This is a genomic window from Candidatus Methylomicrobium oryzae (genome assembly GCF_016745425.1).
GTDB classification, from domain to species: Bacteria; Pseudomonadota; Gammaproteobacteria; order Methylococcales; family Methylomonadaceae; genus Methylomicrobium; species Methylomicrobium oryzae.
Genome location: NZ_JAERVK010000022.1, coordinates 40,664 through 62,408, shown reverse-complemented (window position 1 = coordinate 62,408; position 21,745 = coordinate 40,664). Strand labels below are relative to the sequence as shown.

The following is a 21,745-nucleotide window of genomic DNA, read 5'->3' as shown; positions in this document are numbered from 1 at the left end:
TCCAGGTTTTCAAAGCCAATGAGTTGAGGTATGCGTATGAGCGAGGCGCTTCCCATGGATCAACTGCGCGAAGAAAGCGCGCGGTTCGGCATCCACCCTTACCTGTTGACCACGGGCGACGACGGCCGGCCCCATGCGGTGGCCGTGTCGATCGAATGGCAGGGAGACCGCATTCTAATAAGCACCGGCACGCGTAGCACCGCCAACGTCGCCGCCCGCCCGTTGCTCAGCCTGCTGTGGCCTCCAACCGAGGCCGGGGGTTACAGTTTGATTGTCGATGGCGATGGCGGCGTGATCGGCAGCGGCCCCGATGCCCGAATCCTCGTCACGCCCACGCGGGGCGTCCTGCATCGGCCCGGCACATCGTCGGCCTCCGCGGCGCGAGGCTGCGGTTCGGACTGCATCCCTTTGCTGGGCTGAAGTAAATAATTGCCCTTGGGCGGGCTGATGACAGCGCCGAGCGCCCGATTGGGTGACAAGAATACTTATGACTGAGGGGATCGAAGATGGAAGACATTAAACATTGGTCAGATGACCCGTATTGGACGGACGCCTTGGACGATTATTACCAGCTCCGCGAAAATGGTCAGCGGGAATTCAGACTGGATGTAGCGGCGCTTGAGGAAGTGCTCTTCGATGGGGACAGCCCGGCCTACAGGGCCATGGAAGCCATGGTATCGGTCTGGCAGCAGGAAGGCTATGAAGGGTACAGAGGCGCTCCGCGAGTACTGCTGGCTTTGCTGATGCGGCTGGATGAGCTATCGAGGCATGCGAAACGCTGAATGCTTGTCGAATAGAACGCGGAAGTGGGTAGCCACGTTTAAGACGATTTAGCTTGGAGCCATGATAACCGCTCGGTTCCATGAGGGTCTGAGCTCTGAAATCATCGAATCATATAAACCGTCCGCCAGATTCAGCTGGAATCCGCCGAAGTAGAGCAAGCCGTTATCGGGGAGCGAATGGATTTCTACGGTTTTACGAACCTGAAGGGCTTCGTGAATTAATTTGCTCAGTTCTGAGTTTTCATATTTCAGGTTCCAAAAGAGCTTTTCCAAAGGCAAATCCGTCTTGCCGAGATAGACGAGCGATCCGTCACAGACAAAGGCGAAGAGGATGTTGGCCGATTCGTAATGATGGGATAGGGAGGCGCCAAGGCCGTCTTTCTCAAGCCGCCATTGGCCGATTTTGCGGAAGCCCATGGTTTTAAGCTGGAGAAGCTCGTTACTCTCATAATTCTGCGCGTCCTCCCTGGACCCAAACCGCTTTACTAAATATTCGCTACGCTCTCGCTCCGTGTCAAACTCAAGAACCGTAAATAAAGGCAGATCGGCCAGATCCTCTTCGGCAAGAAAAACGTCCATCCCGCCTTCATCGGTAATCACATAGAACCTCCCGTCTTTCTCGGCGATGCGGACGGCGCCGCCTTCGCAGAGCATGTAGTCATTCAAAGAGGTGAAATCATCGAGCTGCAGGTCTGTTCTTCTCATTATCGGCCATAAAATTTGGTTTACGAACCGAGACAGTAAAAGCAACGGAGCATCCACTCCCGCCAATGCGGTTATATCCCCGGTTCTTTCATTGATCGCGTTCTTTTCGGCAATCCCTGCTTTTTTAAAGCTAGGCACCTTTGCCTCTTTGACCGTATGATAGCTCATGAATCAATCGGACGCAGAACATGAATCAATGTGACCACTGCCAAAACGAACTTTCCGACCGCCGGGTTTACCTGGACCGGAATGTTCAAGTTTTTTGTTATTCGAATGAGGGAGAGCTTGTTCAAGCTCAGGCGCTTTATTCTGACAGCCTCAAGCATTTTTGCAGCGTAGGCTGCGCCGACGTCAGCGTTCCCGAAGTCATGGATTCGCTGGGCTTAAGCATATTGCCGCCGACCACGAACCCTGTCGGAACGTGCGCTAAATGCAACGGGCCGGTCGACATGACCGCTCCCCATGTGGCTTACGTCCTGATGGAGGCAACAAAAGTCACAAAACCATGGCTCACCCACTTGGAAGTGCATAATGACGAGTATCTTTGCGTGGTTTGCCCGAATTGCGACGGCCAACTGATGCAAGAGGAATGGCAGATTGCGGACGAAGACGAAGCGGCGCTATCGGATGTGGCGAGCGCCAGGGGCAAAGAAACGGCTTGATTCGGTTCATCGCACGGTTTTAAAAATAGCGCACGAACGGTCTCCTAATGCATTCAAGATTGCTGGTGAGAATCAGCACTTCGCATTAACCAGCTCCCGCCAGTCCGTCGTATAGCGATTGGAAACCCGCTCGGCCTTCGGCTTCCAACTTTTATCAGAACCGGCCGCCGCTACGACGATGCCCTTCGGAAACCGCCGGTTGATCCGATCCACGGCTTGCATGAGTTTTTCGCTTTCGCCTTGTGCGAATGCCGCCGAATCAAATAGATCCATCTGATCGGGAAGAGATGCGGGCTGGATCCGGCTCAGCTGCACGCCGCATTTTTGGTAACGGTAACCTTCCCGGAACAGCTCCTTCAGAAGGCGGTTGGCGGTGCCGACGATCACGCGGGTGTCCTGCGTCGCAAACGGCAAGGTGATGCCGGCCGCCCGCTGGTATAGCGGCTCGGCCGGATTGAAGGGGTTGGTGCGGATAAACACGCTGATATGGCCGGCGACCGAGCTCTGGAAGCGCAGTTTTTCCGCGGCCCGGCTGCCAAATTCGGCCAAGGCCTCGGACAGTTCCCAATACTCGGTCAGTCGGCGGCTGAAGCTGCGCGAGCAGACGATCTGCTGCTTGTCCGGCGCGATCTCTTCCAGCTCCAGGCAGGGAATGCCGTTCAATTCCATCACGGTGCGGGCGACAACGACATTGAACTGTTTCCGAATCCGATCTACCGGCTGGCTAGCCAGGTCCCAGACGGTCACGATGCCGAGTTGATTCAAGCGGGCGGCGATTCGCGAGCCGATGCCCCAAACCTCGCCGACCGGCACGATCCGCATTAGCTTTTCCCGGCGTATCGGGTCCGACAGATCGAGCACGCCGCCGGTTTGCTGCCAGCGCTTGGTCGCGAAATTCGCCAGTTTCGCCAAGGTTTTGGTCGGCCCCATGCCGACGCAGACCTGGATGCCGGTGGAGCGCAATACGGCTTTTTTGATCCGCTGGCCGTATTCGATCGGGTCTTGATCGCATACGCCGGTCAGGTCCAGGAAGGCCTCGTCGATCGAATACACTTCCAGGCTGGGAGTAAACTCCTCCAGGATCGACATCACGCGGGAAGACATATCGGCGTAGAGCGTGTAATTGGACGAGAACAGCTGAATCTTATGCCGATGGATCAGGGCTTGCACCTGAAACACCGGCATGCCCATCTTGATGCCCAAGTCCTTCACTTCCTGGCTGCGGGCGACGATGCAGCCGTCATTGTTGCTGAGCACGGCGACCGGCTTGCCGATCAGATCCGGCCGGAATACGCGCTCGCAGGAGACGTAAAAATTGTTGCAATCGACCAGGGCGAGTAGCGGTGGCATTACACCGGATGGATCACGTTAGTCACCACGCCCCAGACCACCATGTCCAGTTCTTCGTTCAGGCGAATGTCGGGGTAAAACGGATTCTCCGACGCTAAAACCCACTGGTTATCCAGGCGCTTCAAGCGCTTGACGACCAGCTCGCCGTTCAGTGCGCACACCACGATCTTTCCAGGCACCGGCTCGATCGAACGGTCGACGACCAGAATGTCGTTCGGGTGGATGCCGGCGCCGAGCATTGATTCCCCTTGCGCTCGGGCAAAAAAGGTCGCGGCCGGCTTCTTCACGAGCAGCTCGTTCAGGTCCAGGGTTTTCTCGACGTAATCGTCTGCCGGCGAGGGGAAGCCGGCGGCTACTTTGCCAGAAAATAAGGGCAGCTTCAGCTGTCGAAGCCAGAAAGGCCGACATAAACCGGTCAAGTATTGGTCTGCAAGCGATCGATCCATAATGCTAAGCGAAGATTTCTGTTTTTGTGTTCTCTTTATGTTCTCTATTCTAAGAGATTTTGATTAAACCACCAAGAATTCAAAAAATAACTTGCTGCAGGTTTTCGGGTCCCGGCGTTGCGGAGGGATTATCGACAAATTTCGGCGCGGGTCATGCAAAGGCTGTTGAAAGTGTATTCGGCAGGGTGCGTGTAGAGGTTAGGCCGGTGTGTACGATGGTCAACAATCTGAGGCGTATTCAGTGGAGTCTACGAAGGGATTGAACGAATACTCATTGCTCGCCGTGTAAAAGAAAATCTGTCGATCGTATCTTGATTTTTATCAAGATGCCCTGCCCTATTTCACGTTTTTAACTCTTGATAACACATTTTATCAAGAGTAAAACACCCACCAAAAACCTCTCGCATTTAGCGGCCTAGCATGCTAGGGTACTAAACAGCTAAACAGCTAAACAGCTAAACAGCTAAACAGCTAAACAGCTAAATGTATAAATGTTTATTAAAGAGGCAGCCGATGGCAACCCCTGACAACACTACGCGCTGGACGGTCAAGGTCTCGAAAGACACCGACATCGCGGTGCGCAGTCTGCTCGCGCAGCGCGGGCTCAAAAAAGGCGATTTGTCTAAATTCATTGAAGAGGCCGTGCGGTGGCGGGTCTTTGAGCAAACGCTGAGCGAGACGCGTGCCGCGTTTAGCGATCTCGAGCCCGAGGCACTGCAGGACCTGATTGACGAAGCCACCGACGCGGTCCGGCATGAGCGGCGCGAAACGCTGGCCAACCCGCCGAAGCCCGAAGCCTGAGATGCGGGTGGTGCTGGACACGAATGTCCTGGTCAGCGCGTTGCTGATCGAAACGTCCTTGCCTGCTCAACTCCTCACCCAGTGGCGGCGTGGTCGTTTTGACCTGTTGACGTCCGACCTGCAGCTGGAAGAATTGATGCGCGTGACCCGCTATCCCAAAATCAGCGCGCGACTGAAGCCGTCATTGGCCGGGCGCCTGATCAATCATTTGCGCGAGCTGGCCGTTTTGATGGAGAACCTGCCCGCGGTGGAGGTATCGCCGGATCCGGACGATAATTATTTGCTGGCCCTCGCGCTGGGCGGGGAAGCGGATTATCTGGTCACCGGCGATAAGCCGCACTTGCTTGCGCTGGCTCGTTACGAAGGCACCCAGATTGTGTCCGTGCGCGACTTCATCAATCTGACACGGCTCTTGCCATGACCGACCTTCAAACGCTTTCCTCCCCAAACCGGCTGTTGACCGCCGAAGCATTTTTGCGCCTCAGCGAGGTGCCGCCGGAAGTCGAATGGTTCGCGAACCTGACCAATAAAGCGACGCGGCGCGCCTATGAAAACGCGATCCGGGACTTCATGCACTTTACCGGGATCCAGCAAGCGGATGAATTCCGCGTGGTCACCCGCGCGCATGTGATCGCCTGGCGGGATGATTTGGGTAATCGGATGCTGAACGGCACGACGATCCGCCATCGCTTGTCGGCTTTATCCTCGCTGTTCGATTATCTCTGCGAGAAAAACGCGGTGACCCATAACCCGGTCAAGGGCGTCAAGCGGCCGAAGCATGACAGTACCGAAGGTCGGACCCCGGCCTTGGGCGATCACCAGGCGCGGAAATTGTTGGATGCGCCGGATGGGGACTCGCTGCGCACTTTACGGGACAAGGCGATCCTGGCCACCCTGCTCTATCATGCACTCAGGCGTGAAGAGCTCTGTAAACTGACCGTGAAAGACTTCAAGAACGAACGGCGCGGGGTGCCGCACCTGAAGGTGTCCGGTAAAGGCGGCAAGACCCGTTATGTGCCGCTGCATCCGGCCGCGGGCGGCCTGATCCATGACTATCTGGAATTGGCCGGGCATGGCAGCGACGAGACCGGTGCCCTGTTCCGCCCGGTCAGTAATAATATGAAAAGCCACGGCGAGAAAGGCATCACGCCCGACGGCGTCTATAAGCTCGTGCGAGCCTATTCGGGGAAATTAGGTTTTGAAATCGGCGCGCATTCCTTACGGGCAACGGCGGCCACCAACGCGCTCGACCATCAAGCCGATATCGCGAAGGTGCAGGAATGGCTCGGCCACGCGAACATTGCGACGACGCGGATCTACGATCATCGGAAGACCCGGCCGGAGGACAGCCCGACGTTCAAGGTAAATTATTGATAGAGCCATTTGACGGGAGGAAAACAACGACAGCCGGCGCCTTGTTTACGGTTAGTTATATGATCGCTACCGCGCTAGTTAAAGATCGGATTCAGCTTTTAGCTCGACTTTAATCTTATTGTTCTCAATAAATTTCCGAGATTATCTCCATCTTCAGCAACCCAATGATCAGCATTATGATTCTGTCCGGCTATGACTGATGCAGCCGCTGAAGCCGATGAAAAAAATTGATCTTGAGAAAATATATAGAAAGTACTTTTCAATTGCAGAATACCAGACTCAATTAGCTCACGGCGTTTTGCCGCATAGCTGGTTCCATGAATCTCGAAATGTTGTTTAGGTTCCAACACTGCCTGACTGCCGGCCTTAATTATCACCCCACCATCAACGAGTTCTAGAGCAGCTTTCATATTACTACTGCTATGAAATTTAAAACGCATTCCTCTGGGCAAACTTGAATAAATATTGGCGCGTTTGCCGACCTTTTTACTTGCTATTTTCTCTTGTGCTTCCTCTTGTATTTCGGCTTCGTCTTCTTCCTGGCGATCATCGTCAAATTGCCAAAATCCAAGCAATGGAAGTATCAAAAGGATTTCCCGCAAAAAATTCTCAGCTGAAGCATATTCCTCTTCGCTCAATGCTGGGGTCGTAGGTTGATTGCCATTATCCAACTCAACTAAGCCCGCATCGTGGGCCAAGGCAATAAGTTTTGATTCAAGGTGCTGAACATGTGCTTTGTTTAGTCTCCCACCTTCAGCGGTAAAAAATACAGCTTTTTTCCAGAAGGCTTTTTTCCGAGCATGTTCACCTAAGCGTTCGCCTAGTGGGTCACCTTCGCCGATATAAAGTTTTTTACCTCCAGCTAAAAGATAAACGCCCGGTTGTTGATATTCGCGGCGACCTTTGACTTCGCCCAGCAATTCACGAGGAAATACAACGGCTTTTCCTGGCCAATCGTCACGAGAAACGATACGTACACCTTCTGGATCGCCGGAGGGAACAAATATTTTTATTGAGAATGGGCGCATGAGATAAGTCAAAAAACTGATTAAATTTGAAGATTGTAAGTGGCACCGTCTCTAAATTCCCGAAGGAGATCAACAAAAGAATCAGAATATTTACGAACAAATGATTTATTTCCAGACTTTATGGCAAGATGATACTTATTGTCACTTGATTTTATGTCTTTGCCTGAAATTTCCTGCAACTGCTCTAATAATTGGTTTGCTTTATGCCAGCTTGGATATCCCAGTTTCTCCCCAACTTGTGTTAGTGAATATGGATATTTTGCATTAGCTGTTGACGGATCGTCTAAAGTAGTAATCCCATAAAGCTTAGCAAATCCATCATCTGATAAAGCGTGCTCAAGTGTCTGGTAGTCGACATCAACAGAGCGTCTGGGAATATCTTGCCTGACAAGCGTATATGTGCGTGCGAGCAAAGCTCTTAATACTTTAGGATTGATTGCCTCTATGACATCATTAGTGCTGAACGCTTTGTAAATCCATTCAAAATCATCTGCCACAATACGTTTAATTCTGACCGTCTTATCATCGCCAACACTCAACAGAACCTCATATGGCTGATTCTGAAGCTTTGAAGCATTCTTATCCCATTCTACGAGGTAAATATTTGGTATCAATTCTCCCTTTGCCGATAGAATTTCGTCTATATCTGATAATATCTCCTTTACATTCGGGTCTTCGGCTTTGTATCCAAGAAACACCAATGGATGTTCTGCGAAGAACGTCAAAAGCTTGGCAGAAAGGTATTTTTTCTTTTTATTAAAATCGTTATAGTCATTACGTGTTAGAACAACGCTCTCAGGTGCGGAAGAGCATCCGTGAATTTTAAGAATCTCACCGATATCGGTGTAATTAGCTCGCAGGATTGATTGCCCAATAATCGAAGTGTATTCCGGGAATAAATTTTCCAGGAATCTATCGTAATTTGTCGTGATAATAGCATGAGGTCGGATTCCTCTTAGCGCATCAAGCTCAACTGCATGTTGTATTTTCTTTGCCTCTGTTAGAGAAGATGAAGATAGAGCTTCAAAATATTCTGCGACTTTATGTTTGATGTAAATATCGGCGGGTTGGTAACTCGAAAACAAGTTGGCAGGAAATTCAGATCTTCCTTCGCCCCAAGCCCACTCTCTATAGAGTTCGGCAAGGTCCGTACCCGCATCAATAAGAGACGAATGCTTTTGGCGATAGTAGGCAAAATCCTTAGCTAAAGGGCATTTCTGAGCCATTAGCTCTAACAAATTATCCCAATTTGGACCATCAAAATATCGTTGAGAAATTCCTGAGCCAATAAAAAGGATTGGTTGAACGCACATCTCTTCCAAGCAAGTAGAAATGTCAGCTTCCACAGTTTTCTGATAAGCTTCATAACCTTGACTCATTTCAAACTCCTCGATTTTCGAAAGAATAACTACACATAATCTCGAACGCTTTATTCTAGATAGAAATTATCATTTTTTAGATTGAAACGATGGATCATTCCTTCCTTCCATTATTTCTATTCATCGACTATGCGCCATTACATCATCAAAATTAGTTATATTTTTATTATTTTATATATAAAATAATTTCTAATAAAGTATTGGAGTGCCTTTAAAGAGCGTATAAATATTTCTATAGCGATCTCTTATTTGTTTAGATTGATATTCCATTTCTGGAAATAAAGTCGCCTCATAGATCCCACACAGGTTTAGTTCAGTTAATATTCTAGGCTTGTCTTCGCTATTCACTTTTATTTTTACCAGTTTGTATTGGTTATCCATATTAAAAGTCTTAATAAACTCCCAACCTTCAAAAAACTTTCCACCATGAAAAGTGAAACATCCGTGCTGCTGCCTTATTCTATGGTTTAAATGGGGAGGTCTGAAAGTATAAATATCAGAGAAATTATCTATTAGGCTAACATATTGGTCTATACCATGAAATTTTTCTAAACTTTCAAAAGCCTCAAAACACCTTGAAACATTACATATGGAAGAAATCTTATATCCAACATCATTTTTTATATCTTTTATTTTTATTCCATTAATCTTCGTTTCTTCCCCAAATGCATTATCAGAAAGCATAAATAGTTGTTCATAAAATAATGTTTTATCATAAGACGTGACTTGAATCTCTAAAAATTTACCAAAATCGTTAGGTAGTGAAAGGTCAGAGACTGGGTTAAATACAAAAATAGCTCCATCCTTATCTTTTTCCTCGTTGCAACAAAAAAACAGTGCTACCAGCAAGTTTGTTGTCCAATCAAGAAGCCTAGTCGGTAGACGGTAATGTTGCATTAGAGTTAGCCATTCAAAAACATTTTTATGGTTATTTGAATGCTCCGGGTATCGCCTGATAAATTCTGCGTACATGTCCGCTTCTTCATACATTTCAACTTGATCAAATTGCGGACTATTATTAATGTTATTCCTAAATATACTTGGAAATAATTTGTGAGTGTAATCTGGCTGACCTCGAAACCATGTTTCTTGATTTATATCGATATGTATAGTATTTTCCTTCAAAGCTTGAATAAAACTTGAAATATTTCCATCTGCTTCGATTTCAATCATTTTTTACCTTATATATAAAAACATATTATTCTATAGCTAATATTGTCTATTAAGTAACTCATCAACATGAGAACTATCATGCATAGAGCCAATTTTTGCCTATGTTTATACGAACGATTAGATTCTTTTATTTTCGAGGAATGGCACGAGTTACACATAGCCATATTCATACGGCTGAAACTCTATTTCATTATGTCAATAATCCCACATCTCATGCCGAACGGGCAGTTGATTCAATTGTTCCCGAAACATCCGCCAGTTCGGCATAACTCGCTCCATCAACGCGACGAACCGCGCATTGTGCGTGGGTTCCAACAAGTGCACCATTTCATGCACGACGATATATTCGAGGCATTCAGGCGGCTTTTTGGCGAGTTCGGTATTGAGGCGGAGGCTGCGATTGATCGGGTTGCAACTGCCCCACTTCGTCTTCATGCGCTGCACGAAAAACGCCCCCACTTTGACGCCGATCAGCGGCTCCCAGCAAGCGATTAAATCGGTGGCGGCTGCCTTGAGTTGTTCGCGGTACCAGCTTTCCACCAGCGCCTGTTTTTTTTCTTCATCGGTTCCCGGCCGCACCCGCAACACCATGGCGTTGTGCTTTAGCTCGATTCCCGGTGCAGCATTGCCTTCCACGACTTTCAGCAGATAGCGCTTTCCCCACACGTAGTGGCTTTCCCGGTCCAGGTATTCGCGCGGCGTCTCGCGATCCTGGCTGCGCAGTTTCTCTTGCTGCTGCTTGATCCAGCCCAGTTTGGAAATGGCGAAGACGCGGACGGTATCAAGATTCATCCGGGCCGGCGCCGAGATGCGGACTTTGCCGTCAGGCGGATAAACGCTGAGATGGATGTTTTTGATGTCCTTAAACACGATATCCACCGTGAGGTTGCCCAGAGTGATTTGGGTGGCCATCAGTACTCGAGCTGTGCTTTGATGATCAGGAAAATGCGCTCGACTTCGGCAATATCCTGTAAGACGCCATACAACGCCTTCTTGATGATTTGCTCGCGCGCCTGAACGCCGCGCCAACCATCGGGACGGACCTGTTTGATGGTCTCGTCAATTTTCAGGGTTAACGCCTCATTTTGGTCCAGGTTATTGTACAGCGCGCGTTTCCCCGGGGTATCCAGTTGCTCAGGGGTATCCTCGCCTTTGCCCGCCTCAACTTTTTTCGCGACTTCGGCAATCCGCTTCAAGTACTCTTCATACTCGATCGCTTTGGCTTTGCGCGCCGCGATGATTTCGTCGAGCAGCGCCGACATCTTTTCGAAAAACGCCGGGTCGTTCAGATGCTCCTTGATGATCTTGCGGCGGACGTTGTTCTCGATGCTCTCGGCGATGGCGTTCTTATTGCCCTTGAGCCCGCCCAATTGCTGATTGATGGCATCCGCAATGCCGGTTTTGACGATCAATTCCAGCAATGGCAGGTCGTCGAACGGCGAAATCTTGCGCGGTTCGTCGGCCTGGATATAGGTATCGATCAGATGCCGCATGTCGGCTTCGTAGGCTTTCAAATCGAGGGTTTCGCCGCTGGCCTTGCGGATGATTTCGCGGATGACTAAATAATGTTCGAGCCTCTGCTTAATGCGGGCACTATCGGTGTGACTGTAACCGGCAGGCTCCATCTCATCGGCGATCGTCGCGTAGGCGCGCACCAGGGCCGCCGTGGCCTTATAGAGCGCGGTGCGTTGCGGTTCCCGCTCTTCCAGGTCGGAAGGCATTTCAGTATTGCCGCAAAAGTAATGGATATGTTCCAACTCGCCTTTCGGCGGCGCTACCGGCTCACACAGCAGCACGATGGCTTCCAATGCCTGGTCGAGTCGTTCCCTGCCCTTTTGCAAACGGTCGTGCAACAACACATCCGGATCGGCGCCGCCGGCACTGCGGTCCAGTTCCGCGGTGTACACCGAAATCGCGTTTTCGACTTTTTTGAATAAATCCTTATAGTCGACGATGTAACCGAAATCCTTGTCCTCGCCGTCCAGCCGATTGGTGCGGCAGATAGCCTGGAACAGCCCGTGATCCTGCATCGATTTATCGATATAAAGGTAGGTGCAGGGCGGCGCATCGAATCCGGTCAGCAGCTTATCCACCACAACCAGCAGCTTCATGTTGGCCGGCTCCTTCGTGAACAACCCTTTCGCCTGTTCCTCATAAGTCTCGGTTTTCGTCATCCCCGCTTTCGCGGTGATGTCTTTCAGCAGGTCGGTATAAGTGTTGTAGATGAACTGCTTGTCGGTGTCGGTATTCGCGCCGGTTTCTTCCTTGGTCACATCCTGGGCTTGCGGATTGTAGGACGTGATTAAGGCGCACTTGCCTTTGAACGGCGTTTTCTGAAAGAGCGTTAAATATTTGCACGCCTCATAGATGCTGGAGGCAACTAGAATTGCGTTGCCGCGTGCGCTGGATAGGCGCGGTTTGACGCTGAAATCGAAGATGATGTCTTCCACTACCCGCTCCATGCGCGAGCGCGAACTGAGCACCTTCTGCATCGTGCCCCATTGTTTTTTCAGCTCGTCCTTCTGCCAGTCGTTCAAACCTTTGGTCTTCGCTTCGAACCAGGCATCGATCTTGTCCACCGAGCCGAGTTTTTGATCGATATCGCGCGCCTCGTAAACCAGATCCAGCACCACGCCATCCTCAACCGCTTCGCCGAATTTATAGGTATGGATGTAGCTGTGGCTGCCGAAGACTTCCAGGCTGGTCGCCTTGTCCTTCTTCAACAACGGCGTCCCAGTGAAACCGATAAATACCGCATTCGGCAGCATCGCCTTCATCACCCGATGCAGCTTGCCGCTTTGCGTGCGATGGCATTCGTCCACGAACACAAAAACCTCGCCGACTGCCGGACTGGGCTGCGCTTCCAGTTCCTGGATAAACGCATCGAAATCGTCCACATCTTTGCGACCAAATTTGTGAACCAGCGAGCACAAAAGCCGCGGCGTCGCCTGGCCGAGCTGACTCATCAAGTCGCGGCCGCTCTGGGTGCGCTGGATCGTCTCCCCTGCCTCGTTGAAGACGCGCTCGATTTGTTTATCCAGTTCGTCGCGGTCGGTAATGAGCGCGACCCGGGCATGCGGGTTATTTTCCAGGATCCACTTGGCCAGCAACACCATTACGATGCTCTTGCCGCTGCCTTGGGTATGCCAGATGATGCCGCCTTGCCGCCGGCGCACAGAGTCCTGCGCCGCCTTGATGCCGAAATACTGATGCACGCGCGGCAGCTTCTTGACGCCGCCGTCGAACAGCACAAAATCGTGCATCAATTCGATCAAGCGGCGCTTCTCGCAAAGCTTGAGCAGATATTTATCCAACTTGTAGCGGCTGTTGTCCTCTTCGTCCTCTTTCCACTTCAGGAAATATTTCTCCGAGGTGCCGATGGTGCCGTATTGCAAGCCTTCCGAATCGTTGCCGGCGAAAACGAACTGCACCGTGCTGAAAAACCCCGCATTGAATTCCGGCTGCTGGTTGGAGAGGTTTTGCCGGATGCCGTCGCCGATCGACACGCGGCTATTTTTGAGTTCCAGTACGCCGATCGCGATGCCGTTCACGTACAGGACCAGATCAGGGCGTCGTTCGTGATTGCCCTTGAGCGTGACTTCTTCGGCAATCGCGAAGTCGTTTTTGTCCGGGGCTTGCCAATTGATCAGGTGGACGGTTTCAGTGGCCTTACCCGCTTCGGTTTTGATTTGGACCCCGTAACGGAGCAGTTTGTAAACGGCTTGATTATTGTGGTACAGGTTACGGCTGTGATTGTCGGCCTCAGTACGCAGCTTGTGCAGCGCGCTGCCGATCTCTGCCGAGCTGTAGCCGCTTCTGTCCAGGTAGGCGGAAAGCAAACCTTCCTCAATGTTACTGTTGCCATTGCGATCGGTCCAATCGCCGAGGTAGCGGTAATCGAGTTCCTCTTGAAACAAGGCAATCACGCGATTCTGCGTCGCGCGTTCGGGTTTGCCGATGGCGGTCATAGCTCGCCTGCTTTTTCCAAAAATGCCCGGTATACGGTAGAGGAATACCACCGCCCTTTGGTGATCATCTCGTCCAGCAAGGGCTTGACTTGCTCAATATGGCCTTTTTCCTTCGCCTTCAGTAACAGCGATAGCGTCCGAATGGCCGTCAGCCCGGCGTTATTGGCAATCCGGTACCCTAAGTTTTCGTCGATAATGACAAAATCGGCGTTGAGCTCTTTTGCCAAAATGATCGTTTCGGCTTCTCCCGAATCCAGCTGGGTCAGTAAGAAATCCTTGTACAACAGTCCCTGAATCGCGCGGACCTCAATAAACGAGGCGTCAACTTGCTCATAGCCGTAACCGGGCTTGGCCTTGATTTCCTGGTAGACCGCCTCCGGAATCATCACGCTGCCGAACAGCTTTTCGAGGATGTCCAACCGTCCGATCGAGGCCAACGAGATAATCGGCGTGGTGTTCGCGACGATGATCATGGCAATTTATCGGCATCCGTAAAAATCTCGGCGATTTCTGTTGCGCTGTAATCGAAGATCGGCTCGTTTTCCAATTTCATCCGTTCGATGAAGTCCAGTTTGCTGTAGCCCGCCAATTCCGCGGCTTTCCCGAGCGATAAGCGGTTTTTGCGATACCACATCAACGCCGACAAAAAACGGACGTCCTGGGTAAATTCTTCGGTGGTTTCTTTCAGCGACAGCAAAATGTCGTCATTGACGGAAAAGGATATGTTCATCGTGGGAAACGGAAAAAGGCAAAGTGGAGGAATGATAGTATCAATTTTCTTTGAAGGTATGACTAAAACCTCTCGATTCTATCGCCATTTTTCAACGATTTTCAATAAACTCAAGAGATTCTGCCTAAAAATGCTCTCGAAAGCGTCCTGGCATGATCTTGAAAAAGCGCTTTGTTGATACCGAAAAGCTTCTGCCGCAAGAGGTCGTTAATTATTCCGCCTCAACGGCCTTGTCCATTTGTAAAGCATCCTTAGGTATCCAAATCCAGCCTTCCGCTGGCTGGATCGAAGCGAGGGGTGCCGCCAATGCGGGCGGAGAAAAGGCAAACGCATGGGCGATCAAGGCAAGATCAGGGCATCGCGTTTGTCCGGATGATCGAGCGATTCAATCCAGATCCGCTCGGTGGGATCCGCGCGTTCATCCTTCACATACGGGCGTAATAAATGTTGTATGAAAGCGGAGGTCTTACACGCCGATGGATAGGCTTCAATCGCGGTCAGGCAGTCGCTGTCCGACCATACCCCGCACCTAGTTACCTGGGGCGCGAACTTGGCGAGCACGTGCACGCCTTTCGTCGCCTGGCTGCCGATCATGTCCTTGACCGGGGAGAGCGGATTTAGGCCGTGATCGAATAGAAAGCGCTCGGTTGCGCGGAACAGGTAAGCGTTCGTGTTGGACTGCTCCACGGCTTCGGCGTATTCCCTGCAGGTGATCAATCGGCTAAACGCCTCGGAGAAACCCAGCGGCGTATCGATCGCGAGGATCGCCTGCAGGTTGTGCTCGGGAAAATCCACCCGGCAATAACCGAAAAGCCTCCGTAACCACTCCCGAGCAGTCGTCGCCTCATTGATCGATTTGCGCAAATTGCCACGCCACGGCGTACCGACCAGGTTCCGTTCGGTATCGAGAATCACCAAAGCATCGCGGCTTTCTCGGTTTTTGTCGCAGTTCCAGCCGCCGACATCCCAACCGATAAAGTATTGTGCCGTTTGTTCTGCAGCGCTCATACCAGCCGAATCCGACCGGTAAGGAGTTCCTGCATCATGCCTTGCTTGATTTGGCGGGCTTTAGTGAGCTTGGTTTCCAGTACATCAATTTCTGCGTCCATATCGCTGAGGATTTCGGCGATAGCGGTCTGTTCCTTGACCGTTGGAGGCATAGGAACTTCAGTACGATTGATCAATCCTGTATTTAGATTCATTTGAGAACCAGTTTGACCATGTCGCGACCAATCATCTTCAATAGAGCTCAGTATGTAATAAAGGAAGTACTTGTTGCAACGGAGGTTATTAAAAACCACGAACCCGTCATGGATACAAACATCGATCTCAGTAATGATTGGCCTTCCTACAGTTGCGCAAATGCTCATGATCAAACTGTCACGGCTGACTGGCCGACTATGCTGAATTCCCAGAACCGATAAGCGCTGCGTTGTTTCGCGCAGATATATACCAGATTTTGTGATATCTGAGATTCGCACCCAGCCAACTGAAGAATTTTCGTCAAACCAGATTGGGTTATCGATGGGTCGAGGTGATGCGCCACGTTGGATGTTTGCAAGTTGGTCAAACCTTTTAACGCTCCACTTTTCACTAAACCCCGGCAGACGCCTTTTGCCGGTGAGCAATTCCTGCATCGCGCCTTGTTTGATCTGGTGCTTTTTGGCGATAAGCTGCTCCAGGGATTCAATCAGGGCATCCGCATCACCCAACGCCTCAGCAATGGCTTCTTGTTCAGCTTTGGTGGAAGGGATGGGGATCTTAAAGTTGCCTATCAACTCGGTGTTTAGATTCGGCTGCCCGTTGCCAGTCGCGACAACTTCACGAAGGTAGTTTGTCTTAGTATTGATAAAGTGTGCGAGATAAAAAGGACTGACATTATTGCTGAGATTAAGGATTGCAGCGATTCCGTCGTTCGCACAGCACTTGATGCCGAGTATTTTCGCAACTCCCAGGGTTGCACCGCTGTTTGCGATAATCAAAGTTCCAGGCGTCAGTGTTCTACTGTGCAGAGAGCCTTCTTCTGTTAAGGAAGTCGTCGTTTCCAAGACTATAAGCCGAGATGCTGGAATATTTGTCAATGCGGCGACAGTGAGCCAAGGAATATATGAGCCATTGAAATATCGTGGGTCACCAGCTGGCCGGGGTGATCCACCTCTAACTGGCGTACCAATCTGATTCGTAGATTTCACCACCCACTCCTCGGGAATCACGCCTATTTCAGTGTGTTTGTATCCCGGTTTCAGGTCCATGCGAACCCCATCTTTTCCAGGTGACGGTTTACCTTCGCCTCCAATTCGCTCACGCGCTCCGTCAGTTGAGACATCGGGATTTCATATCGTTCGGCCAATTCCTTTACCCGTCGGGTGAGTTGTTGACTCACGCGGTCCATTTCGCCATGGGTGGCAACATCGAGCGCAGCCAACCATTTGTCATCGACCACCAGCGTTTTGATTTCGTCCTCGGTAAGCTTGGGATAGTGGGTATAAGCTTTCGCATCCAGCACGGCCTCGGCCTCCTTAAGTTTTTTCTTGAGCGCGGCCTCTTCGTTGGAAAGCTTGAGCCATTCGTTCAACACTGCGGTTTCCTCGGTAGCATCCGAATCGTTGCCGATTTCTTTCAGCCGCTCGTTGATGCTTGCCTTATTGATCTTGTCGAAGCCTGAAAACGCGGCCTCTTCACCGCCGTGCTCCTCTTCCAATTCGGTCAAGCGAGCGTTTACACTTTCCAGGTCGGCGGCGAGTTGGTCAATGGCTTGCTGCTCTTTGGGGAAATAACGGCCGACGATCAACGTTTTCGGTATCAGATCACACGTCCACCCTTTGTCTTTCGTCTTGCCTTTCTTATCGGTTTCGATGATGCGGTAAGTTTCGGCTTTCCAGCCGTCGACGGCGATCAGGTAGCAATCGTCCTGCATCGTCTCGGCCCAATAATCCATCAGGTGCTGGTAGATATCGTAAGCGGCGATCAGCGGCTTGTCCGCGTAATGGGCGAGCAAGTCCTCGGACAGCTGGGCGATGATTTCCTTGGGATGGAAACCGGCTTGCAATGTCTTGAAGATCGCGGCGCTTTTTTCCCGCCAGGCATTGAAATGGGCATTCATGTTCGTGATGAACGCAGCGAATTCGGGATGCTTGTAGATGGTCGTTTTGATCGCGGCCTTGTCTACGGCCAGGTTGAAATAGCCGGGGCGGTTAGGCGCAAAGAGCGTTTGCTTGAGCTCTGGGCATACCGCCCAATAGCGTTCCAACGCGTCAATATCCCGGCTCGGGATACCGCCTTGCAGGTGACCGGCAATGTCCTGCAAGTCCTCGGCTTCGCTGCTGTCGATGTAGCGCGGCAGGTTCAGGTTAAACTCGTTCTTTTCGATCTCGTCGACCGAGACCAGGCGTGCATATTTCGGGATGTCGAGCATTTTGGTGAATACATCGACGATTTTGTGGATGTCCTGGGCGCGCAGGCGATTCTTGGGGCCGTCCTTCATGAAGCCGCCACTGGCGTCGATCATGAAGAGGCCTTTGCGCGCTTGGGCGTCTTCCTTGTCGATCACGATAATGCAGGCTGGAATGCCGGTGCCGAAAAACAGGTTCGCCGGCAAGCCGATGATGCCCTTGATGTACCCCTTGCGCACCAGATTACGGCGGATTTCGGCCTCGGCGCCGCCTCGAAACAATACGCCGTGTGGTAGGATGCAAGCGCCTTTACCCGCGCTCTTGAGCGAGCGGACGATGTGCAGCAGATAGGCGTAATCGCCCTGTTTTGCAGGCGGCGCGCCGAAGGACTGGAAGCGCTGGTATGGATCGTGAAGCGGATCGAGGCCAGTGCTCCACCGCTTGTCGGAAAAGGGCGGATTGGCGACGACGAAATCGAAAGTCTTGAGGCTGTCGCCCTCCTTGAACTTGGGATCGGTCAGAGTGTTGCCCTGCATGATCAGCGCGGTCGGGTTATTATGCAGAATCATGTTCATCCGCGCCAGTCCGCTGGTGGCGGCGTCTTTTTCTTGCCCATAGAGCGTGACGGCGGTTTTGGCCTCGTCGCCCACCTTCAGCAATAGTGAGCCGGATCCGCAGGTCGGATCGTAAACGGTGGTGGCGGCGCTGGTCTTGGCGTCGCGGATGCTGACGATCTGCGCGATCACCCGGCTGACTTCGGCAGGCGTATAGAATTGCCCCTTGCTCTTTCCACTGTCCACCGCGAAGTGCTGCATCAGGTATTCATAAGCATCGCCGAGAATGTCGTCGCCTTCGGCGCGGTTCTTCGAGAAATCCAACGCCTTGTTCTCGAAAATGGCGATCAGGTTGGTCAACCGGTCCACCATCTCCTTGCCGCTGCCGAGCTTGGAAGCATCGTTGAAATCCGGCATATCGGACAGCTTATTGGCGTTAGCCAACGGCGCGATGATCTTCTTATTGATCTGGTCGCCGATGTCGGGTTTGCCTTTGAGCGCGACCAAGTCCTTGAAGCTGGCACCTTCCGGAATGGTGATCGGTGCAAAAGGCTGACCGGCGTATTTGTCGCTGACATATTTGATGAACAGCAGCACGAGGACGTAGTCCTTGTATTGGCTGGCATCCATGCCGCCGCGCAGTTCGTCGCAGCTCGACCAAAGGGAAGAGTAAAGTTCGGATTTTTTGATGGCCATGTTGTTATTTAATTACTGCCGCTGTATCACTTCAATGAAGTGCCTAGCCGGTTTGGATCGTGGTTTGGTTATTCAGATGGGGAATTTAATCTTTTTGTATAATTGGGCGTTTGGCTTGGTCCAGGCAATTTTCATCGGTTTCTTCAAGTTTTTTCGCGATCAGGCTTTCCATTTCGCTCATGACGTCATCATGGGCAAGCACTTCGCCACGATCTGCCGCCGCGATGCCTTCGGCAATTTTTTCAATCTGCTCTACGTGCCGCTCAAGGTCTTCTTTGATCGCTTTGTTCACTAAATTCTGGTCCTCTAAATTCCCATGTAACCGTATAGTCTACCTTTAGGCCAGCGAATTAGGGGGATAAATATTGCGAGCGGGATTTCGAGCTTCGAGGCAGCGAGCGGTGTCAGCATGGCTCAGATTCCTTAATTACTCTTTCGGACAGATTTATCGGACATGCAATCCTTTGATTTTATGACGGGAAACCATTGTCCGAAAAATTTAAGATTTTCCAGACAAATCCAGTAATTAAATTAAGTCGTCGTAGCCGAGTTCTTCTATCAACCTTTTTACCATGGCTTCAATCATAGGTATGTCGCCGGAGTTGAAAGAAGTCTGGCTGCCGAATCCGCCATTCGGATACTGTCTCAATCTGTGCTTTTCCCAATTTTTTCCAACAGGATATCTCGCTGACGAGACTAATTTTGTAGATAAGCTTGATAGCACAAGTTTTTCTTCCTCGCTTACATAGAAATCCGCTTGTTGTGCGAGAAGAGATAGATCATGTCTATCTATATTTTCTAGTTTTAATTTTCCATCGATAGCGAACTTCCTATCACTTTTTTTAAGCAATAAGGCTTTCATAAGATTTTCAAGGGCAAAACCATAAAGAAGAAATGCAGAAGGAAGCAGCTTCTCCTCTATTGGTATCAAGGAACCAATCGGAAGATCCATATTCGGTGATTGAAACTCACGAATCAGTACACGGGCACCCGCCAGCAGGAAATCAGCTGTCATGAGCCACGCACTTGGGGCATTGCCCGCTAAATCGAAACGTTCTTTTGTGCGGTTATCGGATGGATAGTTGGTTGACATTGATAGGTACTAAACTGATTACATAAATTCCGTATATTGTACCAATGCTCTTCTGAGTCCGAAAAATCCTGATTTTTAGGATAATAGTCAATTCTTTGCATGTTCTTGCTCAAAGCTGCCGTCCAAAATTATATAAACCAGTCAGTTTTTCATGCTCTAAAGGCGGTCACTGTAACCGTTGGAACCAGATACCAACTCTAAAAAATGACAACGAATTGAAATATGATGTCTGTTGAGTGGATACTAGACCAACGAGGGAAGATGCCGACAGAATAGGCAAGTCCTGAGGAAATCATTTGTCTAGTATACAAAGGGAAATAAATTGACTTCTGAATCTAACCGCATTTCGGCCGCGAGTACTGCCTATGTTGAAACTGTTTGCCGAGCTTGGGCTTGGTCCTGGAACGAGATTAAGCAAACGGACGACGATGGACTGGATGGTCTTGTTTATATCAGAACCATGGAGGTTAACAATAGCAAACCGACTGATCGCCGATCTTGGAAACATCTTTTTACTGGCGGACTGATTCACGTACAAGTGAAGAGCGGTGCTAGCTACATCGTGAACCGGACGAATAACCAACTCGAAATTTCAGTTTCTAATCTGGACGTCAAGAAGGATTTCTGGATGAAATCACCGCTTCCGGTTGCGCTTATCTATGTACAAGAAGAACCTATAGGCAGGTCGCCAAGTAGGGCCTGGTGGGCGGATCTGAAGTTGCCTGCGACATATTCGACCAATGGCAATATCATCGTTCCGCTCAAGAACCGTTTCCAACCGGGAATTGAATGTAGGCGCCCGTTCTCGAGGTTGGCGAGCGGACAACATCGCCGACTAGGCCTTAATACGGTTGACATGTCCGTATCAAGCCAACTTCCCGGCAAGCTAGATCAAATGTCGAAGGGCTTAAAGGCAGCAGCAATCGACTTCTATAAACAATGGAAATTAGTTGGCACCACTAATCCAGACATTGGGGACATCATTGTGAATCGCACTGGCTGGGCACACATGACCCGTGTTGGGAGACCGATCTCGCGCATACAGGCCAGCTTCGAGCTTTTACCAGCCGCCGCCCGTATCATTACGACAGTGAAATCTTGGCAAGTTCTCAAGAGAGGAGCAACGATTAGAAATTTCGACGATGGCTCTTGGGCTGTGTATGACTATCTTGGGCTGTCAGCTATTGTCAAATGGCATGCGCGTGCGCCATCAGAAGTAATGGTGATTTTGCGGCGTCAGACCATCTTCGCAGCAGATTCGATCCCTGGCAACTCAATGGAGCGGGTTCGCCATGTCGATAGGAAGATTTGGTTCTACTCGGTATATGAGCCAGGCAGGCGCAAGAACGCGATTTGATCGGTGCAGCACTCTCAGACTGGTCCAGACGCAAACTTGTGCCGGCTTGCTATTTTTTAGGATAGCTATCCTCTATTGTGTGCGCACCGATCACATAACATTTTAGCACGCTGCGACTGTCATTGACGAACAGCAGCTATGCTATTAAATCGACTTCTGCAATAAAACTATCATTACCAATGGCTGATTCATACGACAGTGGATTCTATGCTGAATTCTTTTTCTGCCCAGCAACTGCGCCGCCTCCTCTTTATC

22 protein-coding genes are annotated in these 21,745 nt (G+C 50.5%); 7 read left to right on the top strand and 15 right to left on the bottom strand.

The window, feature by feature from the left end:
* Positions 1 to 54: 54 nt before the first annotated feature.
* Both JJL52_RS19635 and JJL52_RS19630 read left to right on the top strand, forming a co-directional pair.
* Positions 55 to 420, top strand: a complete 366-nt coding sequence (locus JJL52_RS19635; RefSeq protein ID WP_236994382.1) for a pyridoxamine 5'-phosphate oxidase family protein — start codon at positions 55 to 57, stop codon at positions 418 to 420.
* An 86-nt stretch (positions 421 to 506) separates the two neighbouring features.
* Positions 507 to 782: a hypothetical protein gene (locus tag JJL52_RS19630; protein WP_202054209.1), complete on the top strand. Its 276-nt coding sequence runs from the start codon at positions 507 to 509 to the stop codon at positions 780 to 782.
* A gap of 48 nt (positions 783 to 830) precedes the next feature.
* Here JJL52_RS19630 and JJL52_RS19625 read toward each other — a convergent pair whose 3' ends face one another.
* Positions 831 to 1,655, bottom strand: a complete 825-nt coding sequence (locus JJL52_RS19625) for a GIY-YIG nuclease family protein (RefSeq protein ID WP_202054208.1) — start codon at positions 1,653 to 1,655, stop codon at positions 831 to 833.
* A 20-nt stretch (positions 1,656 to 1,675) separates the two neighbouring features.
* Here JJL52_RS19625 and JJL52_RS19620 point away from each other — a divergent pair, with 20 nt between their 5' ends.
* Positions 1,676 to 2,149 (top strand): hypothetical protein, encoded by a 474-nt coding sequence (locus tag JJL52_RS19620; protein WP_202054207.1) that lies wholly within the window; start codon positions 1,676 to 1,678, stop codon positions 2,147 to 2,149.
* A 72-nt stretch (positions 2,150 to 2,221) separates the two neighbouring features.
* Here the strand turns inward: JJL52_RS19620 and JJL52_RS19615 are convergent, their stop codons facing one another.
* Both JJL52_RS19615 and JJL52_RS19610 read right to left on the bottom strand, forming a co-directional pair.
* Positions 2,222 to 3,499, bottom strand: coding sequence for a Y-family DNA polymerase (locus JJL52_RS19615; protein WP_202054206.1), 1,278 nt, complete (start codon positions 3,497 to 3,499; stop codon positions 2,222 to 2,224).
* Entirely contained in the window at positions 3,499 to 3,945 is a 447-nt protein-coding gene (locus tag JJL52_RS19610) for a LexA family protein (protein WP_202054205.1), read from the bottom strand. The genes JJL52_RS19615 and JJL52_RS19610 overlap by 1 nt, the downstream gene beginning before the upstream one ends.
* Before the next feature lie 513 nt (positions 3,946 to 4,458).
* On the opposite strand from JJL52_RS19610, the gene JJL52_RS19605 reads away from it, so the two are divergent.
* Genes JJL52_RS19605 through JJL52_RS19595 form a run of 3 tightly spaced genes read left to right on the top strand, consistent with a single transcriptional unit; the run spans position 4,459 to position 6,120 of the window.
* Positions 4,459 to 4,746: a ribbon-helix-helix domain-containing protein gene (locus JJL52_RS19605; protein ID WP_202054204.1), complete on the top strand. Its 288-nt coding sequence runs from the start codon at positions 4,459 to 4,461 to the stop codon at positions 4,744 to 4,746.
* Positions 4,700 to 5,167 (top strand): putative toxin-antitoxin system toxin component, PIN family, encoded by a 468-nt coding sequence (locus JJL52_RS19600; protein ID WP_202054203.1) that lies wholly within the window; start codon positions 4,700 to 4,702, stop codon positions 5,165 to 5,167. The genes JJL52_RS19605 and JJL52_RS19600 overlap by 47 nt, the downstream gene beginning before the upstream one ends.
* Positions 5,164 to 6,120: a tyrosine-type recombinase/integrase gene (locus JJL52_RS19595; RefSeq protein WP_202054202.1), complete on the top strand. Its 957-nt coding sequence runs from the start codon at positions 5,164 to 5,166 to the stop codon at positions 6,118 to 6,120. The genes JJL52_RS19600 and JJL52_RS19595 overlap by 4 nt, the downstream gene beginning before the upstream one ends.
* A 98-nt stretch (positions 6,121 to 6,218) precedes the next feature.
* Here the strand turns inward: JJL52_RS19595 and JJL52_RS19590 are convergent, their stop codons facing one another.
* The 12 genes from JJL52_RS19590 to JJL52_RS19535 all read right to left on the bottom strand — a co-directional run bounded on the left by JJL52_RS19590 (position 6,219) and on the right by JJL52_RS19535 (position 20,133).
* Positions 6,219 to 7,160, bottom strand: a complete 942-nt coding sequence (locus JJL52_RS19590; RefSeq protein ID WP_202054201.1) for a GIY-YIG nuclease family protein — start codon at positions 7,158 to 7,160, stop codon at positions 6,219 to 6,221.
* An 8-nt stretch (positions 7,161 to 7,168) separates the two neighbouring features.
* Positions 7,169 to 8,527 (bottom strand): SIR2 family protein, encoded by a 1,359-nt coding sequence (locus JJL52_RS19585; RefSeq protein WP_202054200.1) that lies wholly within the window; start codon positions 8,525 to 8,527, stop codon positions 7,169 to 7,171.
* A 189-nt stretch (positions 8,528 to 8,716) separates the two neighbouring features.
* Entirely contained in the window at positions 8,717 to 9,700 is a 984-nt protein-coding gene (locus JJL52_RS19580) for an FRG domain-containing protein (protein WP_202054199.1), read from the bottom strand.
* 195 nt (positions 9,701 to 9,895) lie between these two features.
* Positions 9,896 to 10,612: a M48 family metallopeptidase gene (locus tag JJL52_RS19575; RefSeq protein ID WP_202054198.1), complete on the bottom strand. Its 717-nt coding sequence runs from the start codon at positions 10,610 to 10,612 to the stop codon at positions 9,896 to 9,898.
* The gene (locus JJL52_RS19570; protein ID WP_202054197.1) at positions 10,612 to 13,668 is read right to left on the bottom strand and encodes a type I restriction endonuclease subunit R; all 3,057 of its coding nucleotides are present in this window, start codon (positions 13,666 to 13,668) and stop codon (positions 10,612 to 10,614) included. Before JJL52_RS19570 ends, JJL52_RS19575 begins: the two co-directional genes overlap by 1 nt.
* Positions 13,665 to 14,141 carry a PIN domain-containing protein gene (locus JJL52_RS19565; RefSeq protein ID WP_202054196.1) on the bottom strand — a complete coding sequence of 159 codons (477 nt, stop codon included), beginning with the start codon at positions 14,139 to 14,141 and terminating at the stop codon, positions 13,665 to 13,667. Before JJL52_RS19565 ends, JJL52_RS19570 begins: the two co-directional genes overlap by 4 nt.
* Positions 14,138 to 14,398, bottom strand: a complete 261-nt coding sequence (locus tag JJL52_RS19560; protein WP_202054195.1) for a UPF0175 family protein — start codon at positions 14,396 to 14,398, stop codon at positions 14,138 to 14,140. The genes JJL52_RS19565 and JJL52_RS19560 overlap by 4 nt, the downstream gene beginning before the upstream one ends.
* A 339-nt stretch (positions 14,399 to 14,737) precedes the next feature.
* Positions 14,738 to 15,406, bottom strand: a complete 669-nt coding sequence (locus tag JJL52_RS19555) for a hypothetical protein (RefSeq protein ID WP_202054194.1) — start codon at positions 15,404 to 15,406, stop codon at positions 14,738 to 14,740.
* Positions 15,403 to 16,650, bottom strand: coding sequence for a restriction endonuclease subunit S (locus tag JJL52_RS19550; protein ID WP_202054193.1), 1,248 nt, complete (start codon positions 16,648 to 16,650; stop codon positions 15,403 to 15,405). Before JJL52_RS19550 ends, JJL52_RS19555 begins: the two co-directional genes overlap by 4 nt.
* Positions 16,641 to 19,040 (bottom strand): type I restriction-modification system subunit M, encoded by a 2,400-nt coding sequence (locus JJL52_RS19545; protein WP_202054192.1) that lies wholly within the window; start codon positions 19,038 to 19,040, stop codon positions 16,641 to 16,643. The genes JJL52_RS19550 and JJL52_RS19545 overlap by 10 nt, the downstream gene beginning before the upstream one ends.
* An 85-nt stretch (positions 19,041 to 19,125) precedes the next feature.
* Complete coding sequence (locus tag JJL52_RS19540; protein ID WP_202054191.1) at positions 19,126 to 19,332, bottom strand: CopG family ribbon-helix-helix protein; 207 nt, start codon at positions 19,330 to 19,332, stop codon at positions 19,126 to 19,128.
* A gap of 234 nt (positions 19,333 to 19,566) precedes the next feature.
* On the bottom strand, positions 19,567 to 20,133 hold the full coding sequence (locus JJL52_RS19535; protein WP_202054190.1) for a hypothetical protein: 567 nt from the start codon (positions 20,131 to 20,133) through the stop codon (positions 19,567 to 19,569).
* Positions 20,134 to 20,455: 322 nt separating this feature from the next.
* Between JJL52_RS19535 and JJL52_RS19530 the strand changes: the two genes are divergently transcribed.
* Positions 20,456 to 21,490 (top strand): DUF4365 domain-containing protein, encoded by a 1,035-nt coding sequence (locus JJL52_RS19530; RefSeq protein WP_202054189.1) that lies wholly within the window; start codon positions 20,456 to 20,458, stop codon positions 21,488 to 21,490.
* Positions 21,491 to 21,745 lie beyond the last annotated feature (255 nt).

Bases quoted from the DNA above. Each gene is read 5' to 3' on its own strand.
- JJL52_RS19635 (WP_236994382.1), top strand. From the start codon at position 55: ATGGATCAACTGCGCGAAGAAAGCGCGCGGTTCGGCATCCACCCTTAC.
- JJL52_RS19630 (WP_202054209.1), top strand. From the start codon at position 507: ATGGAAGACATTAAACATTGGTCAGATGACCCGTATTGGACGGACGCC.
- JJL52_RS19625 (WP_202054208.1), bottom strand. From the start codon at position 1,655: ATGAGCTATCATACGGTCAAAGAGGCAAAGGTGCCTAGCTTTAAAAAA.
- JJL52_RS19620 (WP_202054207.1), top strand. From the start codon at position 1,676: ATGAATCAATGTGACCACTGCCAAAACGAACTTTCCGACCGCCGGGTT.
- JJL52_RS19615 (WP_202054206.1), bottom strand. From the start codon at position 3,499: ATGCCACCGCTACTCGCCCTGGTCGATTGCAACAATTTTTACGTCTCC.
- JJL52_RS19610 (WP_202054205.1), bottom strand. From the start codon at position 3,945: ATGGATCGATCGCTTGCAGACCAATACTTGACCGGTTTATGTCGGCCT.
- JJL52_RS19605 (WP_202054204.1), top strand. From the start codon at position 4,459: ATGGCAACCCCTGACAACACTACGCGCTGGACGGTCAAGGTCTCGAAA.
- JJL52_RS19600 (WP_202054203.1), top strand. From the start codon at position 4,700: ATGAGCGGCGCGAAACGCTGGCCAACCCGCCGAAGCCCGAAGCCTGAG.
- JJL52_RS19595 (WP_202054202.1), top strand. From the start codon at position 5,164: ATGACCGACCTTCAAACGCTTTCCTCCCCAAACCGGCTGTTGACCGCC.
- JJL52_RS19585 (WP_202054200.1), bottom strand. From the start codon at position 8,527: ATGAGTCAAGGTTATGAAGCTTATCAGAAAACTGTGGAAGCTGACATT.
- JJL52_RS19580 (WP_202054199.1), bottom strand. From the start codon at position 9,700: ATGATTGAAATCGAAGCAGATGGAAATATTTCAAGTTTTATTCAAGCT.
- JJL52_RS19575 (WP_202054198.1), bottom strand. From the start codon at position 10,612: ATGGCCACCCAAATCACTCTGGGCAACCTCACGGTGGATATCGTGTTT.
- JJL52_RS19570 (WP_202054197.1), bottom strand. From the start codon at position 13,668: ATGACCGCCATCGGCAAACCCGAACGCGCGACGCAGAATCGCGTGATT.
- JJL52_RS19565 (WP_202054196.1), bottom strand. From the start codon at position 14,141: ATGATCATCGTCGCGAACACCACGCCGATTATCTCGTTGGCCTCGATC.
- JJL52_RS19560 (WP_202054195.1), bottom strand. From the start codon at position 14,398: ATGAACATATCCTTTTCCGTCAATGACGACATTTTGCTGTCGCTGAAA.
- JJL52_RS19555 (WP_202054194.1), bottom strand. From the start codon at position 15,406: ATGAGCGCTGCAGAACAAACGGCACAATACTTTATCGGTTGGGATGTC.
- JJL52_RS19550 (WP_202054193.1), bottom strand. From the start codon at position 16,650: ATGGACCTGAAACCGGGATACAAACACACTGAAATAGGCGTGATTCCC.
- JJL52_RS19545 (WP_202054192.1), bottom strand. From the start codon at position 19,040: ATGGCCATCAAAAAATCCGAACTTTACTCTTCCCTTTGGTCGAGCTGC.
- JJL52_RS19535 (WP_202054190.1), bottom strand. From the start codon at position 20,133: ATGTCAACCAACTATCCATCCGATAACCGCACAAAAGAACGTTTCGAT.